The organism is Streptomyces sp. NPDC057486 (genome assembly GCF_042802415.1).
In the GTDB taxonomy this organism is placed as follows: domain Bacteria; phylum Actinomycetota; class Actinomycetes; order Streptomycetales; family Streptomycetaceae; genus Streptomyces; species Streptomyces yanii.
Genome location: NZ_JBHVEE010000138.1, coordinates 1 through 26420, shown reverse-complemented (window position 1 = coordinate 26420; position 26420 = coordinate 1). Strand labels below are relative to the sequence as shown.

The 26420-nt window shown below is 71.0% G+C and carries 21 protein-coding genes and 2 pseudogenes; 13 read left to right on the top strand and 10 right to left on the bottom strand.

Annotated elements, in window-relative coordinates:
• Positions 1 to 151 precede the first annotated feature (151 nt).
• The 4 genes from ACFU6I_RS39450 (at position 152) to ACFU6I_RS39435 (ending at position 4794) form a co-directional block, all read left to right on the top strand.
• The gene (locus tag ACFU6I_RS39450; protein ID WP_384376502.1) at positions 152 to 979 is read left to right on the top strand and encodes a rod shape-determining protein; all 828 of its coding nucleotides are present in this window, start codon (positions 152 to 154) and stop codon (positions 977 to 979) included.
• Positions 980 to 1083: 104 nt separating this feature from the next.
• Complete coding sequence (locus ACFU6I_RS39445; RefSeq protein WP_384376499.1) at positions 1084 to 1560, top strand: hypothetical protein; 477 nt, start codon at positions 1084 to 1086, stop codon at positions 1558 to 1560.
• A 53-nt stretch (positions 1561 to 1613) separates the two neighbouring features.
• Entirely contained in the window at positions 1614 to 3923 is a 2310-nt protein-coding gene (gene secD / locus ACFU6I_RS39440; protein ID WP_384376496.1) for a protein translocase subunit SecD, read from the top strand.
• 127 nt (positions 3924 to 4050) lie between these two features.
• Positions 4051 to 4794 (top strand): YoaK family protein, encoded by a 744-nt coding sequence (locus tag ACFU6I_RS39435; protein ID WP_384376493.1) that lies wholly within the window; start codon positions 4051 to 4053, stop codon positions 4792 to 4794.
• A gap of 19 nt (positions 4795 to 4813) precedes the next feature.
• Here ACFU6I_RS39435 and ACFU6I_RS39430 read toward each other — a convergent pair whose 3' ends face one another.
• Entirely contained in the window at positions 4814 to 5623 is an 810-nt protein-coding gene (locus tag ACFU6I_RS39430) for a helix-turn-helix transcriptional regulator (RefSeq protein WP_345511205.1), read from the bottom strand.
• Positions 5624 to 5683: 60 nt separating this feature from the next.
• On the opposite strand from ACFU6I_RS39430, the gene ACFU6I_RS39425 reads away from it, so the two are divergent.
• The 5 genes and pseudogenes from ACFU6I_RS39425 to ACFU6I_RS39405 all read left to right on the top strand — a co-directional run bounded on the left by ACFU6I_RS39425 (position 5684) and on the right by ACFU6I_RS39405 (position 11243).
• Positions 5684 to 5989: a 4a-hydroxytetrahydrobiopterin dehydratase gene (locus ACFU6I_RS39425; RefSeq protein WP_384376490.1), complete on the top strand. Its 306-nt coding sequence runs from the start codon at positions 5684 to 5686 to the stop codon at positions 5987 to 5989.
• 501 nt (positions 5990 to 6490) lie between these two features.
• Positions 6491 to 6616: pseudogene (locus tag ACFU6I_RS39420) on the top strand (glycosyltransferase); the annotation flags it as partial.
• A 213-nt stretch (positions 6617 to 6829) separates the two neighbouring features.
• Positions 6830 to 8989, top strand: coding sequence for an RNA polymerase recycling motor ATPase HelR (gene helR, locus ACFU6I_RS39415; protein ID WP_384376487.1), 2160 nt, complete (start codon positions 6830 to 6832; stop codon positions 8987 to 8989).
• 224 nt (positions 8990 to 9213) lie between these two features.
• Positions 9214 to 9957, top strand: coding sequence for a class I SAM-dependent methyltransferase (locus ACFU6I_RS39410; RefSeq protein WP_384376484.1), 744 nt, complete (start codon positions 9214 to 9216; stop codon positions 9955 to 9957).
• Positions 9958 to 10313: 356 nt separating this feature from the next.
• On the top strand, positions 10314 to 11243 hold the full coding sequence (locus ACFU6I_RS39405) for a class I SAM-dependent methyltransferase (protein ID WP_384376481.1): 930 nt from the start codon (positions 10314 to 10316) through the stop codon (positions 11241 to 11243).
• A gap of 172 nt (positions 11244 to 11415) precedes the next feature.
• Here ACFU6I_RS39405 and ACFU6I_RS39400 read toward each other — a convergent pair whose 3' ends face one another.
• Together ACFU6I_RS39400 and ACFU6I_RS39395 are read right to left on the bottom strand one after the other, a co-directional pair.
• A complete protein-coding gene (locus ACFU6I_RS39400; RefSeq protein ID WP_384376478.1) occupies positions 11416 to 11913 on the bottom strand; it encodes an RICIN domain-containing protein in 498 nt (165 codons plus the stop codon).
• Between the two features lie 94 nt (positions 11914 to 12007).
• The gene (locus ACFU6I_RS39395) at positions 12008 to 12844 is read right to left on the bottom strand and encodes an aldo/keto reductase (RefSeq protein WP_384376475.1); all 837 of its coding nucleotides are present in this window, start codon (positions 12842 to 12844) and stop codon (positions 12008 to 12010) included.
• 588 nt (positions 12845 to 13432) lie between these two features.
• On the opposite strand from ACFU6I_RS39395, the gene ACFU6I_RS39390 reads away from it, so the two are divergent.
• The gene (locus ACFU6I_RS39390) at positions 13433 to 14578 is read left to right on the top strand and encodes a serine hydrolase domain-containing protein (RefSeq protein ID WP_384376473.1); all 1146 of its coding nucleotides are present in this window, start codon (positions 13433 to 13435) and stop codon (positions 14576 to 14578) included.
• Positions 14579 to 14861: 283 nt separating this feature from the next.
• Here ACFU6I_RS39390 and ACFU6I_RS39385 read toward each other — a convergent pair whose 3' ends face one another.
• The gene (locus tag ACFU6I_RS39385; protein WP_384376508.1) at positions 14862 to 16661 is read right to left on the bottom strand and encodes an AMP-dependent synthetase/ligase; all 1800 of its coding nucleotides are present in this window, start codon (positions 16659 to 16661) and stop codon (positions 14862 to 14864) included.
• A 294-nt stretch (positions 16662 to 16955) separates the two neighbouring features.
• Positions 16956 to 17858: a LysR substrate-binding domain-containing protein gene (locus tag ACFU6I_RS39380; protein ID WP_384376470.1), complete on the bottom strand. Its 903-nt coding sequence runs from the start codon at positions 17856 to 17858 to the stop codon at positions 16956 to 16958.
• Between the two features lie 117 nt (positions 17859 to 17975).
• Between ACFU6I_RS39380 and ACFU6I_RS39375 the strand changes: the two genes are divergently transcribed.
• Positions 17976 to 19022, top strand: a complete 1047-nt coding sequence (locus tag ACFU6I_RS39375) for a bile acid:sodium symporter family protein (protein ID WP_384376467.1) — start codon at positions 17976 to 17978, stop codon at positions 19020 to 19022.
• 115 nt (positions 19023 to 19137) lie between these two features.
• Here ACFU6I_RS39375 and fdhD read toward each other — a convergent pair whose 3' ends face one another.
• The 5 genes and pseudogenes from fdhD to ACFU6I_RS39350 all read right to left on the bottom strand — a co-directional run bounded on the left by fdhD (position 19138) and on the right by ACFU6I_RS39350 (position 24419).
• A complete protein-coding gene (fdhD, locus tag ACFU6I_RS39370; RefSeq protein ID WP_384376464.1) occupies positions 19138 to 19986 on the bottom strand; it encodes a formate dehydrogenase accessory sulfurtransferase FdhD in 849 nt (282 codons plus the stop codon).
• A 5-nt stretch (positions 19987 to 19991) separates the two neighbouring features.
• Positions 19992 to 20822: a 2Fe-2S iron-sulfur cluster-binding protein gene (locus tag ACFU6I_RS39365; RefSeq protein ID WP_384376461.1), complete on the bottom strand. Its 831-nt coding sequence runs from the start codon at positions 20820 to 20822 to the stop codon at positions 19992 to 19994.
• Positions 20819 to 22786 (bottom strand): NAD(P)H-dependent oxidoreductase subunit E, encoded by a 1968-nt coding sequence (locus ACFU6I_RS39360; RefSeq protein ID WP_384376505.1) that lies wholly within the window; start codon positions 22784 to 22786, stop codon positions 20819 to 20821. Before ACFU6I_RS39360 ends, ACFU6I_RS39365 begins: the two co-directional genes overlap by 4 nt.
• Positions 22699 to 23424, bottom strand: a pseudogene (locus tag ACFU6I_RS39355) (molybdopterin oxidoreductase family protein); the annotation flags it as partial. The pseudogene ACFU6I_RS39355 and the gene ACFU6I_RS39360, both read right to left, overlap by 88 nt.
• Positions 23376 to 24419, bottom strand: a complete 1044-nt coding sequence (locus ACFU6I_RS39350) for a 2-dehydropantoate 2-reductase (protein WP_384376458.1) — start codon at positions 24417 to 24419, stop codon at positions 23376 to 23378. The gene ACFU6I_RS39350 and the pseudogene ACFU6I_RS39355, both read right to left, overlap by 49 nt.
• Before the next feature lie 213 nt (positions 24420 to 24632).
• Between ACFU6I_RS39350 and ACFU6I_RS39345 the strand changes: the two genes are divergently transcribed.
• Positions 24633 to 25589 (top strand): beta-ketoacyl-ACP synthase III, encoded by a 957-nt coding sequence (locus ACFU6I_RS39345; RefSeq protein ID WP_384376455.1) that lies wholly within the window; start codon positions 24633 to 24635, stop codon positions 25587 to 25589.
• Positions 25590 to 25653: 64 nt separating this feature from the next.
• On the top strand, positions 25654 to 26331 hold the full coding sequence (locus ACFU6I_RS39340; RefSeq protein ID WP_384376452.1) for a GntR family transcriptional regulator: 678 nt from the start codon (positions 25654 to 25656) through the stop codon (positions 26329 to 26331).
• The last annotated feature ends 89 nt before the right edge of the window (positions 26332 to 26420 follow it).

The following is a 26420-nucleotide window of genomic DNA, read 5'->3' as shown; positions in this document are numbered from 1 at the left end:
GGGACGGGCGGCCGCGCCGAGCCCTTGGATTTTGCCTGAGAGTGGCTTTCTTTGCCTTCTTATTGCATAGTGAGGGCTCGGTCATGCCTCGCCATCAGCGAGCCGACGAGTGTGTGAACGGCTGCTGCGGCAGGCCGGGGGATGAGGGACGATGCATTCTCCGCACGAAGGGCGGCGACACGGCCGGTCCGTCCGCAACGGATACCGCGGTGTCACCCGCGGACTCGCCCTCGACCTCGGCAGTTCCCGCACCCGCGCCTGGATCCCCGGCCTCGGCATCGTCACGGACGCCGAGTCCACCGACGATCCCGAGGGTGGGCGTGGTCACGGCCGTCCGGTCCGGCGCGGGCGCATCGTCGACCCCGAGTCCTGCGGCCGGATGCTCAGCCGCATCGCCGACACGGCACTGGGCGCCGACCGGAGCGAGACCCTGATCGTCCTCAGCCACCCGGTCCTCGCCGGGCCCGAACACCGCGCCGAGGCGCGGGAGCTTCTCGCCGCACTCGGGCCGACGAGCGTCATCGTGCTGAACAGCGCCAGAGCCGCCGCCGCATACGCCGGACCGCAGGACGGCGGCCCGCTGCTCGTCGTCGACATCGGCGCCGAGCTGACCGAAGTCACCCTCCTGGTCGACGGAATGGTCCGGGACGCCCGCCAGGCCGAGACCGGACTCAGCGACCTGGGACCCGCCGAGCCGCCCACCGCCGTCGTCCGCACCGTACTGGACATGATCATGGAGATGTGGCAGCAGGACCGGCACGGCGCGGTCCTCGGAGCCCTGCGCAAGGGCCCCTTGCTCGCCGGAGGCGGTGCCCTGCGCCCCGACATCACCAACCGGATCGCGGTCCGCCTCGGGGTTCCGGTGCGGCTCGCCGACGACCCGGCCACCACGGTGGTCCGCGGCGCGGGGCTGATCCTCAGCTCCGCGCTCCGGCGCGCCGCCGCCGCGGCGCCCGCCCTGCCCGGCCGGGCGAGGTGACCACCTTCCCGGGGCCGCCCCCGGGGAACGCACCCCCGAGAGGGCGACCGAACGGCCCGGCACACGCCCCAGGGCGTACGACAGCGGCCCGTCAGGCCCTGGCCGTGTTCCTCCTCGTCGTGCTCACCGTCGTCGGCGGCGCCTCCGCGGCCGTCGCGGCCGCAGGAGCCGTGACGCCGCCACGCTCCCTGTCCGGTCCGTCGCCCGCCGCCGCGCACACGCCCGTCGTTCCGCCGCCCGCCCAGCACACCGACCGGACCGCCCGCCCCGGCCACCCGCACGACACGCGGCGGAACCGCACGGCGACGGCGACCGGCCACGACCGCACCGTTCTCCCGGCCGTTCCCCGCCCCTGGGTCGCCACCGAGCACATCCGCATCCAGCACCAGCTCCCGCCGCCCGGCCCCGGCGGCGCCCTGCTGCCGGGGGCGCCCGGCATCCCCGTACCGCATCCGGCCCGGCAACGGGTCCCGGACGCCCCCTCCTTCGCAGCCGACCGCCCCCGCGTGGCGCTTCCCGGCGTACGCGGCCCTCCGAGGACGGACCGTTCCCCCGGCCACCGTTCTGCTCGACAGACCTGACGCCGCGTCCTCGCCGAGGTGAGTGCGGCAGGCGTCCCTCTCGGAGGATTTCCATGACTCGCGCCACCACGGTGCGAGCGGTTCTGGCTGCGGCCGTGCTGCTCGTTTCCGTGCTCATCACGCTGACCATGTCACCCAGACTCGGCCTCGATCTTCAGGGCGGCACCCGATTGGTGCTCCAGGCCAAGGACTCCGCCACCACGAAGGCGAACCGGGAGAGCACCGACCGAACCCTCGAGGTGCTCCGCCAGCGCATCGACTCGCTCGGCGTCGCCGAACCGACCCTGACCCGGTCCGGAGAGGACCGGATCATCGTCGAACTGCCCGACGTCCAGGACCCCCGCAAGGCCGCCGAAGTCATCGGCAGGACAGCCCAGCTCAGCTTCCACGCCGTCCAGGGCCCCGGCACGGAACAGGAGAAGGAGAAGGGGAAGGGCACCGGCCTGACGCTGCCCGACGAGCAGGGCCGCCTTCTTGCCCTCGGCCCGGCCCGGCTCACCGGCGCGGGCGTCAAGGACGCCGGGGCCTCCTTCGACGCCCAGCAGGGCGCCGGCTGGACCGTCGCCCTCGACTTCCACAAGGGCGCGGGCCGGGACTGGACCCGGCTGACCGGCGAAGCCGCCTGTCATCCCGCGCAGGACGATCGGCGGCGGGTCGCGATCGTCCTCGACGACCAGGTGATCTCCTCGCCCCAGGTCGACCCGTCCATCGGCTGCAACGTCGGCCTTCCGTCCGGCTCCACGCAGATCACCGGCTCCTTCGGCGCCGACGAGGCCCGCGATCTGGCGCTGCTGATCAAGGGCGGCGCGCTGCCCGTCCCCATCGAGATCGTCGAACAGCGGACCGTCGGTCCGACGCTCGGCGCCGCCGCCATCGACGCCAGCGCCCGGGCCGCCCTCATCGGCGCCGCCGCCACCGCCCTCTTCATCGCGTTCGTCTACCGGCTCTTCGGCGCCCTCGCCGCGGTGGCCCTCGCCGCGTACGCAGTCATCTCGTACGCCGCGCTGGTCGCTCTCGGTGTCACCCTCACCCTCCCCGGACTCGCCGGATTCGTCCTCGCCATCGGGATGGCGGTCGACGCGAACGTGCTGGTCTTCGAACGCGCCAGGGAGGAGTACGCGGACCGTCCCGGCCGCTCCCTGGGCTCCGCCATGACCGCCGGATTCCGTGGCGCCTGGAGCGCGGTCGCCGACTCCAACGTGACCACCCTGATTGCGGCCGGTCTGCTCTTCTTCCTCGGCTCGGGACCGGTCAAGGGCTTCGGAGTCACGCTCGCCATCGGTGTCCTCGCGTCGATGTTCTCGGCGCTCGTCATCGCTCGCGCCCTCACCGAGATCGCGTCCCGCTCCCGGTTCGTCAGCGACTACCGGGGCGTCAACGGCATCGCCCGCCCCGGCCGTGTACGGACCTGGCTGACCCGCCGTGATCCGCAGCTGTTCCGGTCCTCCCGCCGCTGGCTGCTGATCTCCACGGCGCTGATCGCCGTCGCGGTCCTCGGCATCGTCGTACGGGGTGTCAACCTGGGCGTGGAGTTCACCGGCGGCCGGCTCGTCGAGTACTCCACCAGCCGGCCCGTCGACGTGGAGACCGCCCGCAACGCCCTGGCCGGCGCGGGCTTCGGCGACGCCGAGGTCACCACGGCGGGCGCGGGCGACCTCTCCGTACGTACGGGAGACCTCAGCAACGACGAGGAGCACGCCCTGCGTGCCGCCCTTGCCGAGGAGGGTGGCCACACCACCAAGGTCCGCGACGAACTCATCGGCCCCAGCCTCGGCGACGAGCTGCGGCGCAACGCGCTGATCGCACTCGCCATCGCCGTCCTCGTGCAACTCGGCTACCTGGCGATCCGGTTCCGCTGGACGTTCGCCCTGGCATCGGTTGCCGCGCTGGTCCACGACGTCATCATTCTGGTCGGCGCGTTCGCCTGGCTCGGCCGTACCGTCGACGGCATCTTCCTGGCCGCACTCCTCACCGTCATCGGCTACTCCGTCAACGACTCGGTGGTCGTCTTCGACCGGGTCCGTGAACTGTGGGCGAAGGCGCGCCGCGTACCCGTGGCGACCGTCGCCAACCGCGCCGTCCTGCAGACGGTTCCCAGAACCGTCAACACCGGCATGGGCGCGCTCTTCATCCTGGCCGCGCTCGCCGTGCTGGGCGGCGACTCCCTCGCGGACTTCGCGCTCGCCCTGCTCATCGGCATCTGCGTCGGCACGTACTCCTCGGTCCTGACCGCCGTACCGGTCGCACTCGTCCTGGAGAAGAGCAGCAAGGCCCCGCCGCCCGCCCGCAAGCGGGCGCCCCGGCGCACCTCCGGCGCAGGGGCGAAACGCCGGGACCCGCTCGACAACGGGGCGCGCGTGTAACGGCTTCGTGCTCCCGCAGCGTATGCCGCCCCGGCCCGCCCGGGGCGGCACACGCTGCGGCGGTCCTGTGTTCCGCACCCCGGTCACGGCACAATCCTGATTCCGTCCCGGTGATTGGAGCGTGCCCATGCCCGTCATGCTGCGTGAGGCATGGGCCACCCTCGTACCGGACGTGACGGACCGGCACGGGCCGCTGCCGCCGCTGATGCTCGCCCTGACGGTCGTCACCGGGCTGGTGGACGCCGTCAGCTATCTGCAACTCGGCCGGGTCTTCGTCGCGAACATGACCGGCAATGTGGTCTTCTCCGGGTTTGCCTTCGCCGGGGCCCCCGGCTTCTCGCTCGCCGCGTCGCTCGTGGCGCTCGCCGCGTTCGCCGCCGGGGCGCTGCTCGGTGGCCTGGTCGTGCACCGCACCCGCACGCACCGGGGCAGGAACCTGCAGTACGCACTCTTCGCCGAGACGGGGTTCGTCGCGGCCGCCGTGATCGTCACCCAGGTGTCCGGCAGCCCGTACGCCGGCGGGGTCCGCTTCACCCTCATCGTGCTGCTCGCGCTCGGCCTCGGTGTGCAGAACGCCGCCGCCCGCGCGCTCGCCGTCCCCGACCTCACCACCACCGTGCTGACCCTCACCATCACCGGCATCGCCGCCGACAGCCACCTCACCGGTGGCACCGGCAACAAGGCCGGGCGCCGGGTGATCTCGGCCTGCGCGATGCTGCTCGGCGCCGTGGCCGGAGCCACCGCGGTGCTGCACGGACACCCGACGCTGCCGCTGCTGCTCGCCGTCGCGATCCTGGCCGCGGCGAGTGCCGCGGCCACCGTCCTGGCGCGCACCGACGCACCGTGGACCCGCCCCCTCACCGAGAAGTGACGCACCGGAGGGCGGGCCGTCAGGACCCGAGCGACCTCAAATACGTGGCGGTCTCCTGATCGGCAGGCAGAAACGTCTCGATCGCCAATTCGGCCACCGTCACATCCATCGGCGTATTGAACGTCGCGATGGAGGAGACGAACGAGAGCACCCGTCCGTCGTGCTCGACCACCATCGGCAGCGCGAACGACAGTGCCGACGGCGGTCCCACCGGCTCGTCCTGCCCGTCGGCGCTCTCCGGTAGGGGATAGGCGGCGACCTCCTCGTACAGCTCACGCAGCTCCGCCGAACGGGCCAGCGCGATCTGACGTTCCATCTGCGCCAGCAGGTCGGCCCGCCACTCCCGCAGATTACGGATGCGCGGAGCCAGACCCTCCGGGTGGAGGGTGAGCCGCATGGCGTTGAGCGGAGGTTCGAGCAGGTGCCCGGCCACTCCCTCCAGGATCAGGGCGATACCCCGATTGGCGGCCACCACGTTGTACGTCCCGTCGACGACGAGCGCCGGATACGGGTCGTACCCCTGCAACAGTTGCTCCATGCCCTCGCGCAGCGCGCCCATCGCGGGATCGTCGAGCGCGGTCTCCGAGTAACGGGGAGCATAACCGGCCATCACCAGAAGGGCATTGCGCTCCCTGACCGGCACATCGAGATGCTCGGCCAGCCGGAGGACCATCTCCTCGCTGGGGCGGGAACGGCCCGTCTCGATGAAGGAGATGTGGCGGGCCGAGGAGTCCGCGCGCAGCGCCAGCTCCAGCTGACTCAGCCGGCGCTGCTCCCGCCAACTGCGCAGCAGTGGCCCTACACCCGTGTCAAGCGCGACAGTTGTCATACGGAGACCGTAACGTCACCGGCACCGCCCATCGCACCCGACCTCGTGAGGAGCCGCACCATGCCCGCCGAACCGCTGTCACAGAAAGAGATCGAGGACCGGCTGCGCGAGCTGCCCGGATGGGCGCTGGAAGGAGACCGGATCACCCGCAGATACCGGTTCCCCTCGCACTTCGCCGCCGCCGGACTCACCGTCCATGTCGCGCAGATCCAGGAGGAGCTGAACCACCACTCCGATCTGACGCTCGGCTACAACACCGTCTCCCTGTCGGTGAACACGCACGATGCGGGCGGCGCGGTCACGGAGAACGACCTGGAACTCGCCGCACGGGTGGAGGCGATCGCCGCGGGGCACGGCGCGGCGTGACGGAACGGGGGCGCCGCGCCGCGTGGTGGCGCCGCGTTCGCCGGGGCGCCGCGCCGGGGGGAGCGGTGCCACCCCGAGGACCCGGTCGATGCCCCTGGGCATGACCGATCTCCTTCTATGGCCTCGGGGAAGGGAGTTGGGGGAGGCTGCCGGTGGCCGGGGCGCCACCGGTGGCATCTCATTCCTGATCAACTGCCGACGCGCGCAACCGGCCTCATGGCCGACTCAGGCACCCGGAGTCGAACTCGGCCCGCGCCTGACAGGCGGCGTGCGGCGCACGGGAGATCCTCCTGGGCCGACACTGCCGCCGTACGCGGCGCGCCGCCGCTTCGCGAGGAGCTTGTCCGTCCACAGCGGACGATGAACGGAAAGGGGGAGCACCCACTCCTTTCCACTCTCAACGTATAGCGCACCGGGGGCCTTGCGGCAAGACCCGGGTCATGCCGCAGAATCGTCGGCCGAGGCCGGAACCTGCGGAAATGGGAGCTCCACGGAGTGTGTGTGTTGTTGGCGACGTACGGGTCGCGCGGGGACGTCGAACCGCTGGTAGGACTCGCGGTGCAGTCGCGGGCACTCGGGGCGGAGGCGCGGGTGTGCGTGCCGCCGCAGCTCGATGCGGTCAGCCGGGAAAGGCCGCCCGTGTCCGCGTGAACCGCACGGGATCGTCGAGCCAGAACCCGGAACCCGAGAACCTGCACCCCGGCGACCCGAACCGACAACTGCCACGGGGCCCACGTCGAGGCGGTGCGTTGCTCGTCGTGGCCACCAGGTTCCTCACGCCGGTCCGGACACCTTGCCGTGCGCAACGGTCGCCATCGACCTCAGATCGGAGCTGACGCTGTGAACCCCCTGACCACCAGCGCGTTTGACCTTCCCGGCCACCTTTCCCCCAAGGCCGACCCGGCGCTGATCGCCGACGACGAGCAGCACTTCGCGGCCATCGCGGAGTGCCTCGAGCAGTCGATCGCCGACCTGTCCGACCGCCTCGATGCCGAGCGCAAGGCGCCCGGCGGCGCAGGCCGGCAGGCGATGGACCGGGACATGGAGATCCACAGGCTGACCGCCCGCCTGCGCGTACTGCGTCGCTTCGGTCTGGACCTGTGCCTCGGACGCATGGTCAGTGCGGACAGTCCCGAGCCCGTGTACGTCGGACGACTCGGCCTTACGGACAGCGAGGGTCGTCGGCTGCTGCTCGACTGGCGCTCCCGCGCGGCCGAGCCCTTCTTCGGAGCCACCCACGCCAACCCGATGGGTCTGGCGAGCCGCCGCAGGTATCGCTGGACCCGCAGCCGGATCAGCGACTACTGGGACGAGGTGTTCACCCCGGACGGGCTTGTCGGGCACGCCGCGCTGGACGACCAGTCCGCTTTCATCGCCGGCCTGGGAAGCAACCGGTCGGCACGGATGCAAGACGTGCTCGGCACCATCCAGGCCGACCAGGACACCATCATCCGCGCGGGATCCCGCGGCGCTCTCGTCGTCGACGGCGGTCCGGGTACGGGGAAGACCGTCGTCGCTCTGCACCGCTCCGCCTACCTCCTCCACTCCGACCCTCGCATCGGGCACCGCCGGGGCGGCGTGCTGTTCGTCGGTCCGCACCAGCCCTACCTGGGCTACGTCGCCGACGTCCTCCCCAGCCTCGGAGAGGAGGGCGTGCAGACCTGCACCCTGCGGGACCTCGTCGCCGAGGGAGCCGTGGCAGCGATCGAGGCCGACCCGAATGTGGCCCACCTGAAGTCGTCCGCGAACCTGGTGAAGGCGATCGAGACGGCCGTCAGGTTCTACGAGGAGCCGCCCACCACGGGGATGACCGTCACGACCCACTGGTCCGACATCCGGCTGAGCGCCGAGGATTGGACCGTGGCGTTCGAAGCAGCACCCGGTACTGCGCACAACGAGGCGCGCGACCAGATCTGGGAGGAGCTGCTCACGATCCTGGTGGACAAGCACGACGGCGATGCCTCGGCCGAGCTGCTCCGCAAGTCGCTGCTGCAGAACAGGGAGCTGCTCACGGCCTTCGACCGCGCGTGGCCGCTGCTCGAAGCGGCTGACCTCGTCGGGGACCTGTGGTCGGTACCCGCCTATCTGCGGAAGTGCGCTCCCTGGCTCAGCCCCGATCAGGTTCAGCAGCTGCAGCGCGGGGATGCCCAGGCCTGGACGGTGTCCGACCTTCCGCTCCTGGACGCGGCACGGCAGCGGCTCGGCGACCCGGAGGCCGCGCGACGCAGGCGTCGGCACAGCGCCTCTGCCGCCGCCGAACGCGAGCACATGGCGAAGGTCGTCGACGCCCTGGTCGAGGCCGATGACGACGGGGAAGGTGTGATGACGATGCTGCGCGGACAGGACCTGCGGGACACCCTGGTCGACGCGACCGCACAGCCCAGCACCGAACCGGACCTGCTCGCCGGCCCGTTCGCGCACATCGTGGTGGACGAGGCTCAGGAACTGACCGACGCGGAGTGGCAGATGTTGCTGCTCCGGTGCCCGTCCCGGAGCTTCACCATCGTCGGGGATCGCGCCCAGGCCCGGCACGGGTTCACGGAGTCGTGGCAGGAACGGCTCGAGCGGATCGGGCTCGACCGGATCAATCTGGCCTCCCTGAGCATCAACTACCGGACGCCGGAAGAAATCATGGCGGAGGCCGAACCGGTCATCCGGGCCGTGCTCCCGGACGCCAACGTGCCGACCTCCGTCCGCAGCGGCGACGTCCCCGTCGTGCACGGATCTGCTGCGGATCTGAGCTCGATCCTCGACACCTGGCTCGCCGCACATGCCGACGGGATCGCCTGCGTCATCGGCACTGGTGACACCGGAGTCGGCACATTCCGCACGACGTCCCGCATCCGGTCGCTGACACCGGAGCTGTCGAAGGGGCTCGAGTTCGACCTGGTCGTCCTCGTCGACCCGGAGGCGTTCGGCAAGGGCATCGAAGGAGCGGTCGACCGCTATGTCGCGATGACCCGAGCGACCCAGCAACTCGTCATCCTCACGAGCTCCTGACGTCGGCCGGACGAACGCCCGCTCCCGGCCGAGTCGGTGGCGTTCCCGGACGCCGGCACACCACCGGTGCACGTGGGCTCCGGCAGCATGCGCGTCCGAAGGGCAACGCCCGGGTGACCGTCGAGGCGATCCGCGCGCAGGCTGCCGCGCGCCGGCCTCCCGCGGCTGGGCCGACCTTGCTTTCTGCCCAGTGACTGCCGGGCAGTTGTCCTACAGTCGCCCTCATGTTGGATTACGACGCCGAGGCAGCTGCATACGACGCGACGCGCGGCGGCGTGCCCCGGGCGGAGGCGGCGGCCCGGGCGCTGCTCGGTCTGGTCCCGGAGTCCGCCCGCACACTGCTGGACATCGGCTGCGGTACGGGGCTGGTCACCGAGCGGATGGCGCTGGCCCGGCCCGCGCTGCGGGTGCTGGGCACCGACGCCTCGTACGGCATGGCGCGGTTCGCGCGGCAGCGGATCGGCGCGGTGGCGCTGGCCGACGCACGGCGGCTGCCGCTGCCCGCCGCCGCGGTCGACGCCGTGGGCACCGTCTGGCTGCTGCATCTGCTGCGGGGCGCGGGTGACGTGCGGGCGGTGGTCTCGGAGGCGGCACGGGTGCTGCGGCCCGGCGGCGTGTTCGTCACCACGGTCGACAAGGACGCCGCGCACGACGTGGGCAGCGACATCGATGAGCTGTTCGCCCCGTACCTGCGCCCGAGCCCGTCCGACCCCGAGGAACTGGTCGTCGCGTACGGGGCGGAGGCCGGGCTCGATGTGGTGGGGGAGAACCGATTCCTCGGCCACGGGCAGGGGCGGACTCCGCAGCGTGCGGCGCGTGAGGTGCGTGCGGGCCACTTCGTCTCGCGTCTGGAACTGCCGGGGGCGGCGGCCGACGATCTTGCGGCGGCGCTCCTGGCGCTGCCCGAGCCGGACCGGCCGCGTCCCGAGCCGGAGTACCGGCTGCTGGCGTTTCGGCGCAGGGGCTGAGGTCCGGCGGGATCGGGGGGCGTACCACATCGACTACATCGCCCCGGGCATCGTCCGGAGGGCCGCCACCTCCGGAGCCCCGTCCACCGCGGCCGCCGCCTGCGTCTACATGACCTGAACCGGTCGGGAGCCGCCGACGGCGTGCCTGACCGGCCGTCGCCGCCGGTCTGCTGCGGGAGACGGACGCCATCGTGGAGGCGGTGGCCCGGAAGGTTGGCTACGGCGATTCGTTCGCCCTCAGCACCGCCTTCAAGCGGGGCCGCGGCGTCAGTCCCCAGGAGTACCGGAGCGGCCGCGGCTTGCCGAACCGGCAACAAAGTTCGCCACCTGCCCGAGACCCGGCGAGGCTTGTCCGCATGACGAAGCACGCCGATCACGGCCCTCACCACGACAGCGCCCGCGGCCGGCACGACCGTACCGGGCACGGCCACCGCCACGACACCACCGACTTGGACTGGGACGTCATGGGCCCGCTGCTGGAGCAGAACGGCGAGCTCAGCAGTCCCCAGTACACCGCGGCGGCCCACTGGATCGCCGGACTGCCCACCGCCCCGCAGGTACGCAGGGTCCTCGACATCGGCAGCGGACCCGGCGTGATCTCCTGCCTGCTCGCCGAGGAGTTCCCCGAGGCCGAAGTCGTCGCCGTGGACAACACCCCGGCGCTCCTGGAGCGCACCCGGGCCCGCGCCGAACGCCTCGGACTCGGCGACCGTGTCCGTACCCTGTACGCCGAACTCCCCGACGAGCTGGCCAAGTTGGGAGAGGCGGATCTGATCTGGGCGGGCAACGCACTGCATCACATGGGAGACCAGCGGGCCGTCCTCGCCGGCTTCGCCGGACTGCTGCGCCCCGGCGGGACCATCGCCCTCGTCGAGGGCGGGCTGCCGACCCGTCAGCTTCCGCGCGACATCGGCATCGGCCGGCCAGGCCTGGAGGCCAGGCTCGACGCGATCCACGTGGAGTGGTTCGAGGAGATGCGCGCGGCGCTCCCGGACTCCAAGCAGGAGGTGGAGGACTGGAGCGCCCTGTTCAGCGCGGTGGGGCTGGCCCCACAGGGCACTCGCAGCTTCCTGCTCGACCTGCCCGCGCCCCTCTCCGGCCGGGCGCGCGACTATGTCATCGCCGAATTCGCCCGCCGTCGCGAGGCGTTCGCCGAGGAACTCGCCGCGGACGACCTCGCCACACTCGACCGGTTGCTCGACCCCGAGGACCCGGCCGGACTGCACCGGCGCCCCGACCTCTTCCTGCTGACGGCGCGCACGGTCCACCTGGGCCGACGCGCCTAGGGTGTGTGTCGGAAGTCCCGCCTGCCCCCGACGCCCGGCACGCACGCTCGCTGCGTTGTCGGGCTCGCCCGAGTACGTCCGGTACGAGGACGCCCCTCCGCCGTGCGATCGCACGCACCGGACGCCGCCGGGCCCACCCTTCGGGCGGACGGCGGGACTTCCGACACACGCCTTAGGAGGAGCTCTTCTCAGGGGTGCCCGGCACCGGCTCCAACTGCCACCACTGGCCGGCGGAGTCGGTGTCCTCCCATTGCTGCACATCGGCGCCGTCCGCCGGGGAGCCGTCGGCCACTTCCAGGACGAGTCCGCTGATGAAACTGACCAGCGTCACGGTGCCCGGCGCATCCAGATGCTGTTCGATCAGCCACTCCTGGGCGCCGTAGTTGTTGGCCTTCCACTGCTGGATGCCGGCACCGTTCTCCGTGGAGGCATTGGCGACGTCCAGTCGCTTGCCGCTGTGCGCATTGGTCAGGTGGTACAGCGCGGCGCCCTCGTGCACGGGGGAGAGCTGCCAGTGCTGGCCGCCCGCCCCCTCCTGCTTCTCCGCGCCCTGCTGCACCTTGGCGCCGCTGCCCCTGGCGGAGCCGTACACCTCCAGCAGCAGTCCGCTGCCCACATTGCGCAGCCGGTACAGACCCGGTGCGACGACGGGTGCGGTGTCCGCGCTCATGACGGTGTCTCCTCCGGGTTCACCCGCAGCAGACCGCCGCCCGGCGGGGAGCCGGACGGCGGTCTGTGCGTGATTCGGTCTTCAGCGGCTGGGCTCAGGCGCCCAGGTTGAACTCGCCCGGGTTCGGGCCGAGGCGCTTGCCCTCGTCCAGCGCGGCGAACGCGGCCAGGTCGTCAGCGTCCAGCTCGAAGCCGAACACATCGATGTTCTCGGCGATCCGCGACGGCGTCACGGACTTCGGGATCACCACATTGCCCGTCTGGAGGTGCCAGCGGAGCACCACCTGCGCGGGCGTACGGCCGTGCTTCTGGGCGACCGCGACGATCGTCGGGACCTCCAGGAGGCCCTTGCCCTGGCCCAGCGGGGACCACGCCTCGGTGGCGATGCCGTGCTGCGCGTGGAAGGCGCGCGACTCGGCCTGCTGGAACTGCGGGTGCAGCTCGATCTGGTTGATCACCGGAACCACGGAGGTCTCGCCGAGGAGGCGCTCCAAGTGCTCCGGCAGGAAATTGGAGACACCGATGGCCTTCGCGCGGCCGTCGGCGTAGATCTTCTCGAAGGCCTTGTACGTGTCGATGTACGCGTCCTTGGCGGGCACCGGCCAATGGATCAGGTACAGGTCGACATAGTCGAGACCGAGCTTGTCCAGCGAGGCGTCGAAGGCGCGCATCGTCGACTCGTAGCCCTGGTCGCCGTTCCACAGCTTGGTGGTGACGAAGAGCTCCTCGCGGGGGACACCGGAGGCGGCGACGGCCCTGCCGGTGCCCTCCTCGTTCCCGTAGATCGCGGCGGTGTCGATGCTCCGGTACCCGGACTCGATAGCCGTCGCGACCGCCTTCGTGGCCTCGTCGTCCGGCACCTGCCAGACACCGAAACCGAGCTGCGGCATCTCGACGCCGTTGTTGAGGGTGAGGGAGGGGACCTGGCTCACGAGCGGTGGATCCTTTGCTTGGTCGGTTGATATTCGCTTGGACAACGATCAGGAGGTGCCATGCATTCCCTGCCGACCGACCGTTCCGTACCCCTTCACCTGACCCGTGCGGGACAGACACAAGCCGGGCTGGGCAATGCTCCGATCGTATCGGTCCGACGTATTGGCCGAGACCCGTCATAGAGCGACTCGGGAGCGCCCCACTGAACTGAGCCACACCCCTTTCACCCCTGAAAAGTCACCTCGGGAAGGCTGGTACGGATGGCGCTCGATCGCGCGAAGACATCGGAGCACCATCGGTTCGCAGGACTGCTGACCGCGACCTGCGTCGCACGGGTGGGCGATGGCGGTTCCGCGGCACCGAGCACTGCTCCCAGGCAAAGGCCAAAGGCGTCCGGCCCAAGGCCCGCCGTGGGCGCAGGGCGCGCGAGGCCCCCCCTGCCCCACCTCGGCGAGGCCGGGGCGGTCAAATCGTTCGTGCCGGGACCGCACACCGCCGTACTGTGACCGGTCGACGGCCGCGGGGCGCACGGGCACTGTCCTCGGCGACCCCGAGCGGAGCCACGATCACACGGAGGACGGGACACGGTGGGGCAGTACAACGGATGGGTTGACGAGCGCTTCGGGGCCGTCGCCGACGCGTTCTCGCGGAACTTCGACGATTTCCCCGAACTCGGCGCAGCCGTCACGGTGTTTGTCGACGGGCACAAGGTCGCGGACCTGTGGGGCGGGGTCGCGGACCAGCGGACCGGCCGACCGTGGGACCAGGACACCGTCCTGCCGGTCTTCTCCTGCGCCAAAGGCATCGTGAGCCTGTGCGCCCACCTCCTCGCGCAGGAAGGACATCTCGACCTCGACGCCCCGGTGAGCCAGTACTGGCCCGGGTTCGCGCAGCACGGCAAGGAGTCCATCACCTGCCGCACGGTCCTCGGACACCGGGCGGGACTCCCCGCCCTCGACCGGGTGCTCAGCTTCGAGGAGATCGCCGCCTGGACACCGGTGACCCGGGCCATCGAGGAGCAGAAGCCGCTGTGGGAGCCGGACACGGCGTACGAGTACCACGGCCACGTCTTCGGCTTCCTCATCGGTGAGGTCATCCGGCGCATCACCGGGCTCACGCCGGGCGCATACTTCCGCCGTGCCGTGGGCGACCCGCTGGGACTACGGGCCTGGATCGGCCTGCCCATCGAGGAGACGGACGGCCGTGCCCGGCTCGTCGAGGCCGAAGGACGGCCAGGGATGCCAGGGCCCGAGCACCTGCTCACCCGCATCGTGACGATGAACGGCGCCCTGGCCTTCCCCGGTCTCGACGAGCCGCGCGGCTGGAACGACCCGGCGCTGCTCGGCATGGAGCTGCCCGGAGCGGGTGCCACGGCGTCGGCGAGCGGCCTCGCCGGGCTTTACGCCGCGGCCGTGACCGGCATCGGGGGCCGGGAGCGGCTGCTCACGCCGGACACCGTGACGGACGCGGTCCGCGAGGTGTCCTCCGGCAAGGGGTGGTTGGGCTTCGACGCCGGGGCGCGCTGGGGCTCGGGCTTCCTGCTCGACTCGTCGGCCTTCCGGCCGATGCTGGGGGAGCGCAGTTTCGGCAACGACGGAGCGGGCGGCCAATTCGCCTTCGGTGACGACGAGTTCGGCGTGGGCTTCGCGTACATCGCCAACCGCATGATCGGTCACGGCGACGCCCGCGCGAACCGCCTGATCGCAGCGGTGCGCACCTGCCTGGTCGGCTGACGTCCGCGTGCGGGCGGCCGCGCCGGCCAACCCGGGGCCTCCGCCCCGCACACGCGATGCCACACCGACCGCGTACCACGTCGGAACGTACGGTCGGCCGCGCACGGTCACCAAGGCGCCGGGCCAGGACCAGCTCCGGCTCTCCACCACCGACTGCGACAACAGCGGAGGCGAACCGGACGGTGCGGACAAGCTGTTCCGCATCTCGATCACGCGGCGGGCTCTGTCCATGTGTCCTCCTGCCGGGGCGAGTACACCTCCGGCGGCCCGGCACGGCCCGCTCTCAGGGATACAGCGCGTCCACCTCGACCGCGTACGCCGTCTCGATCGCCTTCCGCTTCAGCTTCAGCGACGGGGTCAGCAGACCGTGCTCCTCGGTGAACTGATGCGCAAGGATCCGGAAGGTACGGATCGACTCGGCCTGCGACACCGCCGTGTTGGCGGCCACCACCGCCCGCCTGACCTCCATCTCCAGATCCGGGTCGCGCACCAGGTCCGCCGCGTTCATCGGCGGACGCCCCTGCATGGTGAGCCAGTGGTCCACGGACTCCTGGTCCACGGTCACCAGCGCCGCGATGTACGGCCGGTCGTTGCCGACCACGATGCACTGAGCCACCAGCGGATGGGCCCGCACCCGCTCCTCCAGACCGGCAGGCGACACACTCTTGCCGCCCGACGTCACCAGGATCTCCTTCTTCCGCCCGGTGATCGTCAGATAGCCGTCCTCGTCGAGCGCACCCAGGTCGCCGGTGGCCAGCCAGCCGTCGTGCATCACCGCGGCGGTGGCCTGCGGGTTGCCCAGATAGCCGCTGAAGATATTGGCGCCGTACACCCACACCTCGCCGTCGTCGGCGATGTGCACGGTGGTGCCGGGGAGCGGCTGCCCGACCGTGCCGTACCGGGTGCGCTCGGGCGGATTGGCGGTGGCCGCCGCTGTGGACTCGGTCAGTCCGTACCCCTCGTACACCGTGACGCCCGCGCCCTCGAAGAACAGACCGAGTTGCCGCTCCATCCCCGAACCGCCCGACATGGCGTGCCGGATCCGGCCGCCCATCGCGTCGCGGATCTTCTTGTACACGACCTTGTCGAAGAACTGGTGCTGCATCCGCAGCCCTGCGGAAGGGCCGGGTCCGGTCCCGAACGCCCGGTGCTCCATCGCCGCCGCGTACTTCACCGCGACCTCGACGGCCTTGTCGAACGGCCCGACCCTGCCCTCCGCCTCGGCCTTGCGCCGGGCGCCGTTGAAGACCTTCTCGAAGATGTACGGAACCGCGAGGATGAATGTCGGCCGGAACGACACCAGGTCCGGCATGAGCGCTTTCGCCGACAGCTCCGGCTGATGGCCCAGCTTCACCCGGCCGCGGACCGCCGTGACCTCGACTATCCGGCCGAAGACGTGCGCCAGCGGCAGGAAGAGGAGCGTGGCGGCCTCGTCGCCCGGCTTGGAGTGGAAGACCGACTCCCAGCGCGACGCCATCGTGTCCGCCTCGAACATGAAGCTGGCGTGCGTGATCACACAGCCCTTGGGGCGGCCCGTGGTGCCGGACGTGTAGATGACGGTCGCCACCGAATCGGGCGTCACCGCCCGCCGGTGCCGGTGCACCACCTCGTCCTCGATGTGCACGCCCGCCTCGACCAGCTCGGTCACCGCGTCCGAGTCCAGCTGCCAGAGCCGCTTGAGCTGGGGCAGCCGGTCGATCACCGAGGCGATCGTCATCGCATGGTCCTCGTGCTCGACCATGACCGCGGACACCTCGGCGTCGTGCAGCATCCAGAAGACCTGCTCGGCCGAGGACGTCGGATAGACCGGCACGGACTGGGCGCCGAGCGCCCACAGCGCGAAGTCGAAGAGCGTCCACTCGTAACGGGTACGCGCCATCAGGGCGACCCGGTCGCCGAACCGGACACCGTGGGCGATCAGCCCCTTGGCGAGCGCGAGCACCTCGTCGCGGAACGTCGCCGCGGTGACATCACGCCAGCGTCCGTCCGCGTCCTTGCGGCCCAGCGCGACCCGGTGCGGATCCTCCTCCGCATAGTCGAAGACGGCATCAGCCAGCCCTCCCACCGGGGGCGCCACCGCCATGGGTGGGACAGTGAACTCGCGCAATGACCTGCTCCTTGTGGCGCTCCGCACAGCGCCGTGACGCTACCCCACCGGGTGGCGCGGCGGGAGGGCCCGGAACGACCGTACAGCGTGCCATCTGCACAGGTCAGCCACAGATATCCGGCCAGACGGGCGAGACTGGGCGCGCTTCTGACGGTGGAGTAAGTAGCTCGCGCCGGAATCTCCACCGAATCTGTACGCCTCGGCCACTCCCGTCCTGGCAGTCAGGGGTGTTCCGTACCTGCTGCCCATCATCCCCACGCATGCGTACGGTCATGCGCCGTCGCGCCCGCTGATCGCGTTGATCCCGCCGATGCCACGGATCAGCCGGTCGCCGCCCGCCAGGATCGCCGCCGCGAGCGCGTCCGCCGCCTCCTGCGCCGCGTCCCGGCGGCGGCCGTGCAGCAGGACGAAATCCACGTCGCCGAGTTCCGGCAGCCCCGCCCTGGCCGGTACGGGAGTCAGTCCCGGCGGGATGAGCCCGCGGGTGTGCGCCATCACGCCGAGGCCGGCGTGGGCCGCCGCGACGAGTCCGCTGAGGCTCGTACTCGTACAGGCCACCCGCCAGGACCGGCCGTGCTCCTCCAGCACCTCCAGGGCGCGGGCCCGGGTGAGGCCCGGCGGCGGGAAAAGGATCAGCGGCACCGGGCGGTCCGGGTCGATCCGCAGGTGCGGTGCGCCGATCCAGGTCAGTGCGTCCTGCCAGACCAGTTCGCCGTGCGTGTCACCGGTCCGCCGCTTGGCGAGGACGAGATCGAGCCGTCCCGCCGCCAGCTGCCGGTGCAGCGTCCCGGACAGCTCGACCGTCAGCTCCAGCTCGACCTCCGGGTGGTCGCGGCGGAACGACTCCAGAATCTCCGGCAGCCGGGTCTGTACGAAGTCCTCGGACGCCCCGAACCGCAGCCGCCCGCGCAGCCGCGTTCCGGTGAAGAACGCCGCGGCCCGCTCGTGGGCCTGCAGGATCGTCCGCGCGAAGCCGAGCATCGCCTCACCGTCCACGGTGAGATCGACCCGGTGCGTGTCCCGGGTGAACAGCTGGCGCCCCGTCGCGTCCTCCAGCCGCCGCACATGCTGACTCACCGTGGACTGCCGCACGCCCAGCCTGCGGGCGGCCTGGGTGAAGCTCAGCGTCTGGGCGACGGCAAGAAAGGTACGGAGCTGTGCAGGATCGTACATAGCGCCCAGGCTATCGCGATTCGTGATGACAGTGAGAGCGGTATGCCGGATTCCCGATCGCGATGATCAAGAGCAGGATGGAGAGGGCACGACCTGAACGAGAGACACGTGGAGCACATGAGCCGCCGCACCTTCAAGCTGCCGTCCTGGCTGCCGATCGACCCGTACATCCTCGCGCTGATCGGCACGGTCGTGCTCGCGGCGCTGCTGCCCGCATCGGGGACCGCCGCGGACGTCGCCGACGGTGCGTCGACCGGAGCGGTCGCCCTCCTCTTCTTCCTGTACGGCGCCCGCCTCTCGACCGCCGAGGCTCTCGACGGCCTCAGACACTGGCGGCTCCACCTCACCGTCCTGATCTGCACCTTCGTCGCGTTCCCGCTGCTGGGACTGGCGGGCGAGGGGCTGGTTCCGTACGTCCTGACCCCGCAGCTCTACAGCGGCTTCCTCTTCCTCTGCCTCGTCCCGTCGACCATCCAGTCGTCGATCGCCTTCACCTCGATCGCCCGCGGCAACGTGCCGGCGGCGATCTGCGCGGGCTCCTTCTCCTCGATCGCCGGGATCTTCCTCACCCCGCTGCTCGCCGCAGGGCTGCTCGGCAACAGCGGCGGCGGATTCTCGGCCGACGCGCTGCTGAAGATCGGGCTTCAGCTGCTGCTCCCGTTCGTCGCCGGCCAGCTGCTGCGCCGCTGGATCGGCGGCTTCCTCACCCGCCACAAGAAGGTCCTCGGCTATGTCGACCGGGGCTCGATCCTGCTGGTCGTCTACACGGCGTTCAGCGAGGGAATGGTCGCCGGCATCTGGCACCAGGTCACTCCGGCGAGGCTCGGTGCGCTGCTCGCGGCCGAAGCGGTGCTGCTCGCGCTGATGCTCGCGGTGACCTGGTTCGGGGCGAAGCGGCTCGGCTTCGACCGGGGAGACCGGATCGCCATCCAGTTCGCCGGTTCGAAGAAGAGCCTGGCGTCCGGGCTCCCCATGGCCAGCGTGCTCTTCGGGGCGCATGCGAGCCTCGCCGTGCTGCCCCTGATGCTCTTCCATCAGATGCAGTTGATGGTGTGCGCGGTGATCGCGAAGCGGCGCTCGCGGGATCCGCAGGACGAACTCCGGGAGAGCCCGGGGAATCCGGCGAGCGGTCCGGTGGCGCAGGCGCGCATCCCGGTGGGCTGACGGACTCACCCCCACCCGAGGGCGCGGATGGCGGATGCCACGGGGGCGGGACCGGCCGGCGCAGGGGGCGCTCCCCGCCGGCCGGACCCCTGACCCGTGTCACGGGCCGGGCACCTCAGCCCTGGGCGACCGTCGCCTCCAGAGCGATGCGGTGCTCACCCGCGTACACGTTCATGGACGGACCACGCAGAAATCCGACCAGGGTCAGTCCGGTCTCCGCCGCCAGATCCACGGCCAGCGACGACGGCGCCGAGACCGAGGCCAGCATCGGGATCCCGGCCATCACCGCCTTCTGCGCCAGCTCGAAGGAGGCCCGCCCCGACACCAGCAGAATCGCCCGGGACAGCGGCAGCCGGTTGTCGGTCAGGGCCCGGCCGACAAGCTTGTCGACCGCGTTGTGCCGACCGACGTCCTCCCGGATGTCGAGCAGCTCCCCGGTCTCGGAGAACAGCGCCGCCGCGTGCAGGCCCCCGGTCCGGTCGAAGACCCGCTGCGACTCGCGGAGCCGGTCGGGGAGGCCCGAGAGCAGTGCGGGCTCGACCCGGACCGGCGGAGTGTCGGCGATCGGGTGCCGGGTGGTGGTGCGGACCGCGTCGAGGCTCGCCTTGCCGCACAGCCCGCAGGACGAGGTCGTGTAGACGTTGCGTTCGAGCGTGATGTCGGGGACCTGCACGCCGGGCGCGAGCTTCACATCCACCACGTTGTACGTGTTCACGCCGTCCGCCGTCGCCCCCGCGCAGTACACGATCGACTGCACCTCGGAGCCGTCACCGATCACGCCCTCGCTGACCAGGAAGCCCGCCGCCAGCGCGAAGTCGTCGCCCGGCGTGCGCATCGTGATGGCGAGCGGTCTGCCGTTCAGCCGGATCTCCAGGGGCTCCTCGGCGACGAGGGTGTCGGGGCGTGCGGAGACCGCCCCGTCCCGGATGCGGATGGTGCGGCGGCGCTCGGTGACCCGTCCCATGGCGGTTAAACCCGATTCTGTACGTGTTGGAAGCCGAAGCGGCCCTTGATGCAGAGGTTGCCGTGGGTCACCGGGTTGTCGTGCGGAGAGGTGACCTTGACGATCTCATTGTCCTGCACATGGAGTGTGACGTTGCAGCCGACACCGCAGTAGGCGCAGACGGTGGTCGTTTCCGTCTGGGCCGGCTCGTCCCAGGTCCCGGCCGCCCGCATGTCGAATTCGGTCTTGAAGGAGAGCGCCCCGGTGGGGCACACCTCGATGCAGTTGCCGCAGTAGACACACGCCGATTCGGTGAGCGGCGCGTCGTGCTCGGTGGAGATCCGGGCGTCGAAGCCACGGCCCGCGACCGCGATCGCGAACGTGTTCTGCCACTGTTCGCCGCACGCGTCGACGTACTTGTAGCAGAGGATGCATTTGTCGTAGTCGCGGACGTAGAGGTCGTTGTCGACCTTCGGCTCCTCGTTGACCCGGGCCGCGTACTCCTTGATCCATTCGGCGGCCCGCGGGGTCGTCGACAGATCCGTGGACGAGGCGAGCAGTTCCAGGACGACCTTCCGGCTGTGCCGGGCGCGTTCGGTGTCCGTGCGCACTGCCATGCCCGGCTCCGCGCGCCGGGAGCACGCCGGGGCGAGGGTGCGGGCCCCCTCGACCTCGACGACACAGACCCGGCAGGCGTTCTTCGGAGTGAGTGTGTCGCCCTGGCACAGCGTCGGGATGTCCTTGCCCGCGGCCCGGCAGGCGTCCAGGATCGTCGATCCCTCCGGGACCCGGGTCTCCCGCCCGTCGAGGGTGAACTCGATCAGCCGGCGCGGCAGCTGCAAGGGAACAGCGGTCATCTGTAGACCCCCAGACGGTCGATGGCGGATTCCACGGCGTTCCACGCGGTCTGCCCCAGACCGCAGATCGAGGCGTCCAGCATGGCCCGACCCACCTCTCTGAGCAGAGCGACGTCATCGGCGGCGGCAGCGCCCGTACGGTCCTTGATGCGGTGCAGCGCTTCCTCCTGGCGGACGGTTCCGACGCGGCAGGGGACGCACTGGCCGCAGGACTCGTCGCGGAAGAACTCGGCGATGCGCAGGAGGATGCGCGGCAGGTCGACCGAGTCGTCGAGGACCAGCACCACCCCGGAGCCGAGCGTCGTGCCGGCCGCGCGTGTCCCCTCGAAGGTGAGGGGGATGTCGAGCTCGTCGGGGCGTACGAAGCCACCCGCCGCGCCGCCGAGCAGCACGGCCCGCAGACGGTCCGGGGGCCCGGCCAGTTCGAGGAGTTCGCGCAGCGTGGCGCCGAACGGCAGCTCGTAGATCCCGGGCCGCGCCACCTGCCCCGACACGCAGAACAGTTTGGTGCCGGTGGACGAGCCGGTGCCGGTCGCGGCGTAGGCGGCCGCGCCGTGCTCCAGGATCGGCAGCACGTTGAGGAGCGTCTCGACGTTGTTGACGGCGGTCGGCTTGCCGAAGAGACCCTTCTCGACCGGGAACGGCGGCTTGGAGCGGGGTTCGCCGCGCTGCCCCTCGATCGAGTTGAAGATCGCGGTCTCCTCGCCGCAGATGTACGCGCCCGCGCCGCGGCGGATCTCGATGTCGAAGGCGTAACCCTGGCCCAGGACGTCCGGTCCGAGCAGCCCACGGGTGCGTGCCTGGTTCAGGGCGTGGCTCAGGCGTTCGTACGCGCGTGGGTACTCGCCGCGCAGGTAGAGGTAGCCGTGGTGGGCGCCGATCGCGAACCCGGCGATCGTCATGGCCTCGACCAGGGCGTACGGGTCGCCCTCCATCAGCACCCGGTCCTTGAAGGTGCCGGGTTCGCTCTCGTCCGCGTTGCAGACCAGGTAATGCGGGGTGTCCGGCTGCTGGGCGGTGGCCTGCCACTTGCGGCCGGTGGGGAACGCGGCTCCGCCGCGGCCGACGAGCCCGGCGTCCAGGACTTCCCGGATCACGGCGGCCGGGCCGAGCGCGAAGGCCCGCCGGAGCGCGGTGTAGCCGCCGGTCGCCCGATACGCGTCGAGGGACGCCGGATCGACGGTCCCGATCCCGCGCAGCAGCACCGGCTCGGGGTCCCCGGCCTGAGGAGTGGCGGCCTGCGCCGGGGGTTCGGTGGGGGCTGTCGCGGGGGAGCGGGTCGCGGTGAGGAGGGCGGGGGCGGTGGCGGGGGCGATGACCGCTGCGCACCGGCGGGCGCCTGCGGCGGACTCGTTCCCCACCTCGCCCCCTCTCGTGACCAGCGGGCCCGGCCCCCCGGACCCCGGGTCCTCACGTGCCGGTCCTGCGGGGCGTGCCGGAGCATCCGGAGTTTCGCCCGCCTGCAGCAGGAGCGCCGCCGGGGCCCGTTCGCACAGGCCCAGACAGGGGCTCTCCTGCCAGATCGCGCCCTCCGTCGCCGTGCCTGCCGGACCGAAGGACTCGGTCAGGTCCGCGCAGAGTTCCGCCGAACCGCGCGCCGCGCACGCCAGGTCCGTGCAGACATGAAGGACCTTGGCGGGGCGGGGCCGCACGGAGAACATCGAGTAGAACGTCGCCACCCCGTATGCCTCCGCGGGCGGCACCGTCAGCCGTCGGCAGATGTAGTCGAGCGCACCCTCGCTGAGCCACCCCACGCGGTCGTTCACCGCGTGCAGCGCCGGAAGCAGCTGGTCGCGGCGGTCGCGGGCAGCCGAGGCGCCGCCCTTCGCCCAGCGCAGATCCTCGTCGGTGCGCTCGGCCCCGCCCTCCCAGCCCGACGTTCGGCGGTGGCGTACGCATGCGCGAGGTCGCGGATCGCCTGGGCCGGGACACCGGTCACTTGCTCGGCGGCGCTCGGCGTCCAGGGTTCGACGAGCGCCGCGTACTCCTCGAAGCCCGTCGTCGCACGGTCGACGAACGCGCGGTTGACCAGTCCGGCATGGATGATCTCGCGGCCGATCGCATGGGCCAGCGGGATGTCCGTACCGACATTGAGACCGAGCCAGCTCTCCGCCCACTCGGCGGTCGAGGTGCGGCGCGGATCGACGGCGTGCATCCGCGCACCGTTGCGGATGCCCTTCAGGACGTGCTGGAAGAAGATCGGGTGGGCGAAGCGGGCGTTGGAGCCCCACATGACGATGAAGTCGGTGTGTTCGACCTCTTCGTACGAGGAGGTGCCGCCGCCCGACCCGAACGCGGCGGAGAGCCCGGCGACGCTCGGGGCGTGGCAGGTCCGGTTGCAGGAGTCCACATTGTTGGTTCCCATGACCACCCGGGTGAACTTCTGCGCCACGTAGTTCATCTCATTGGTGGCGCGGGCGCAGGAGAGCATCGCGAAGGCGTCGGGACCGCACGCGTCTCGCGTCCGCCGGAAGCCGTCCGCCGCGCGTGCCAGTGCCTCGTCCCAACTCGACTGTCGCAGCGTGCCGTTCGCGTCCCTCACGAGGGGATGCGTCAGTCGCTCGTACTGCTTCTGCTGCCGTCGGCGGCGGTTGTCACCCATGGTGCGCTCCCTGCTGTGGCCGTGGTGGCCGAGGAGGTGGTGGCGAGAAGATCGGCGAGAGCGTGCACGGCGCGCAGCGTCGGAACGGGCACCCCGGCGAGATCGGCCAGTTCGACGACGGCCGCGAGCAGCACATCGAGTTCGAGTGGTTTGCCCTTCTCCAGATCCTGGAGGGTGGAGGTCTTGTGGTCGCCGACGCGTTCGGCCCCCGCGATGCGCCGCTCCACGGAGATCTCCGGTCGGCAGCCGACAGCCGCCGCGACACCGAGGGTTTCGCGCATCATCGACGCGACAAGGGCCCGGGCGTCCGGATGGCGGCAGATCTGCCCCATGGTGGCCCGGGCGAGCGCACTGATCGGATTGAAGGAGATGTTGCCGATCAGCTTGATCCAGATGTCGTTGCGCAGATCCGGTTCGACGGGGCACTTGAGCCCGCCCGCGACCATGGCCTCACTGAAGTCGTGGCAGCGCTGCGACACGGTCCGGTCCGGCTCGCCGATCGAGAACCGGGTGCCTTCGAGGTGGCGCACGACACCGGGTGCCTCGATCTCGGTGGCTGCGTACACGACGCACCCGATGGCGCGCTCGGGCGGCAGGGTGGCGCTGACCGTGCCCGCCGGGTCGACGCTGTCGATACGCCGGCCGGCGTGCGGGCCCGACAGGCCGTGGAAATACCACCAGGGGATGCCGTTCTGAGCGGCGATCAGGGCGGTGCGGTCGTGCAGCAGCGGATGGACCAGGGGGCCCGACGCGGCGTACGAGTTGGCCTTGAGCCCGAGGAACACATAGTCGACGGGCCCGACCTCGGACGGATCGTCGGTGGCAGCCGGACGCGCGGTGAAGTCTCCGCGCGGACTGAGGACGCGGACGCCGTCCCGCCGCATCGCGGCCAGGTGCGGCCCGCGGGCGATGAGATGGACCTCGGCGCCGGCGCGGTGGAGCGCGGCCCCGACATAGGCGCCGATCGCACCGGCGCCGACAACTGCGACTTTCACGGGGCTCTCCGTTCGGTAAGGGACCGAGCGAGGGAACAGGAGACGATGTCAAGTCGACAGAATATTGTCTACAGTATGCGTTCATGCGGGTCAAGGGTGTTGTCAAGCCTCCAAGCCTCGGCCGCTAATCCTGTGGGATCACGTGCCCCCGTACCGGACGGTAGCCACCAAGACTGGATAGTTCCTGCCATACGTAGCGAGGGGAACCTCTACATGACCGGCTCACGTGTCGTGGCGCTCGGCCACTATCAGCCCGCCAAGGTGCTCACCAATGACGACCTGGCGGCCATGGTCGACACCAGCGACGAGTGGATCACCAGTCGCGTCGGGATCAAGACCCGCCATGTGGGAGGCCCTGACGAGCCGGTCGACGAGATGGCCGCGCACGCGGCGGCCAAGGCGCTCGCCGCGGCCGGTCTCGACTCCGCCGACATCGATCTGGTCCTCGTCGCGACCTCCACCGCGATCGACCGTTCGCCCAGCATGTCCGCGCGCGTGGCCGCCCGACTCGGCATGGCTTCGCCCGCCGTCATGGACATCAACGTGGTCTGCTCCGGCTTCACCCACGCCCTCGCCACCGCCGACCACGCGATCCGGGCAGGCGCCGCGAACCGTGCGCTGGTGATCGGCGCCGACAAGATGGCCGACATCGCCGACTGGACCGACCGCTCCACCTGTGTCCTGCTCGGCGACGGTGCGGGCGCCGCAGTCGTGGTCGCGGACCCGCGGGGCGATGCGGACGCCGCGCCCGGAATCGGCCCCGTGCTCTGGGGTTCGGTGCCGGAGATGGGCCGCGCGGTCCGGATCGAGGGGACGCCGCCGCGCTTCGCCCAGGAAGGGCAGGCCGTCTACCGCTGGGCCACCACCCAGTTGCCGCCCATCGCGCGCAAAGTGTGCGAAAAGGCAGGGGTCGCCCCCGAGGATCTCGCCGCGGTGGTACTGCATCAGGCCAATCTGCGGATCATCGAACCGGTCGCCAGGAAGATCGGTGCGGTCAACGCGGTCATCGCCCGGGATGTCGTGGATTCCGGCAATACGTCAGCCGCTTCGATCCCCATGGCCCTGTCGAAACTGGTGGAACGCGGCGAGGTCGACAGCGGTGCTCCGGCACTGCTTTTCGGGTTCGGCGGGAACCTCTCGTACGCGGGTCAGGTGATCCGCTGCCCCTGACCCTCATTGTGCTCGGTAGACTGTAGACGATAGGCAATTGCTCGTCGCCCGGAGGGGGACCGCGATGTTGTCCACAGGACTGCCGCAGGGGGCCGTGCCGAAGCTGGAACGGCCCGGTCCGCTGCGCGAGCGCGTTTATGAGGCGCTGCTCGAACTGATCACCACGCGTGCGCTCCGCCCAGGTCAGCATCTGGTCGAAAGTGAGCTGGCGGGGCACCTCGGAGTGTCCCGGCAGCCGGTGCGCGAGGCATTGCAGCGGCTGAACACCGAGGGCTGGGTCGATCTGCGTCCCGCTCAGGGTGCGTTCGTCCATGAACCCACCGAGGAGGAGGCGGACCAGCTGCTCTCGGTCCGCACCCTGCTGGAGGCCGAGGCCGCCCGGCTGGCCGCGGCCAACTCCGGCACGGCCGGCATTGCCGCCCTCGAGGAGCTCTGTGCCCGGGGCGAGCAGGCCGTTGCCGACGACGATGTGGATCTCGCCGTCGCCACCAATGCCGCCTTCCACGCCAAGGTCATGGAGCTGGCGGGCAATGTGGTGCTCGCCGAGCTCGCCGGACAGGTCGACCGCCGGGTCCGCTGGTACTACACACCGGTGGCCCGCCAGCGCGGCACCCAGTCCTGGATCGAACACCGCTCGCTGATCGCGGCGATCTCCTCGCGGGACGAGCAGCGGGCCACCGAGATCATGCGGGCGCACACGGAGCACACGCGCAGGACGTATCACCAGCGCGAAGAGGGCTAGGGCGTGTGTCGGAAGTCCCGCCGTCCGCCCGAAGGGTGGGCCCGGCGGCGTCCGGTGCGTGCGATCGCGAGGCGGAGGGTCGTCCTCGT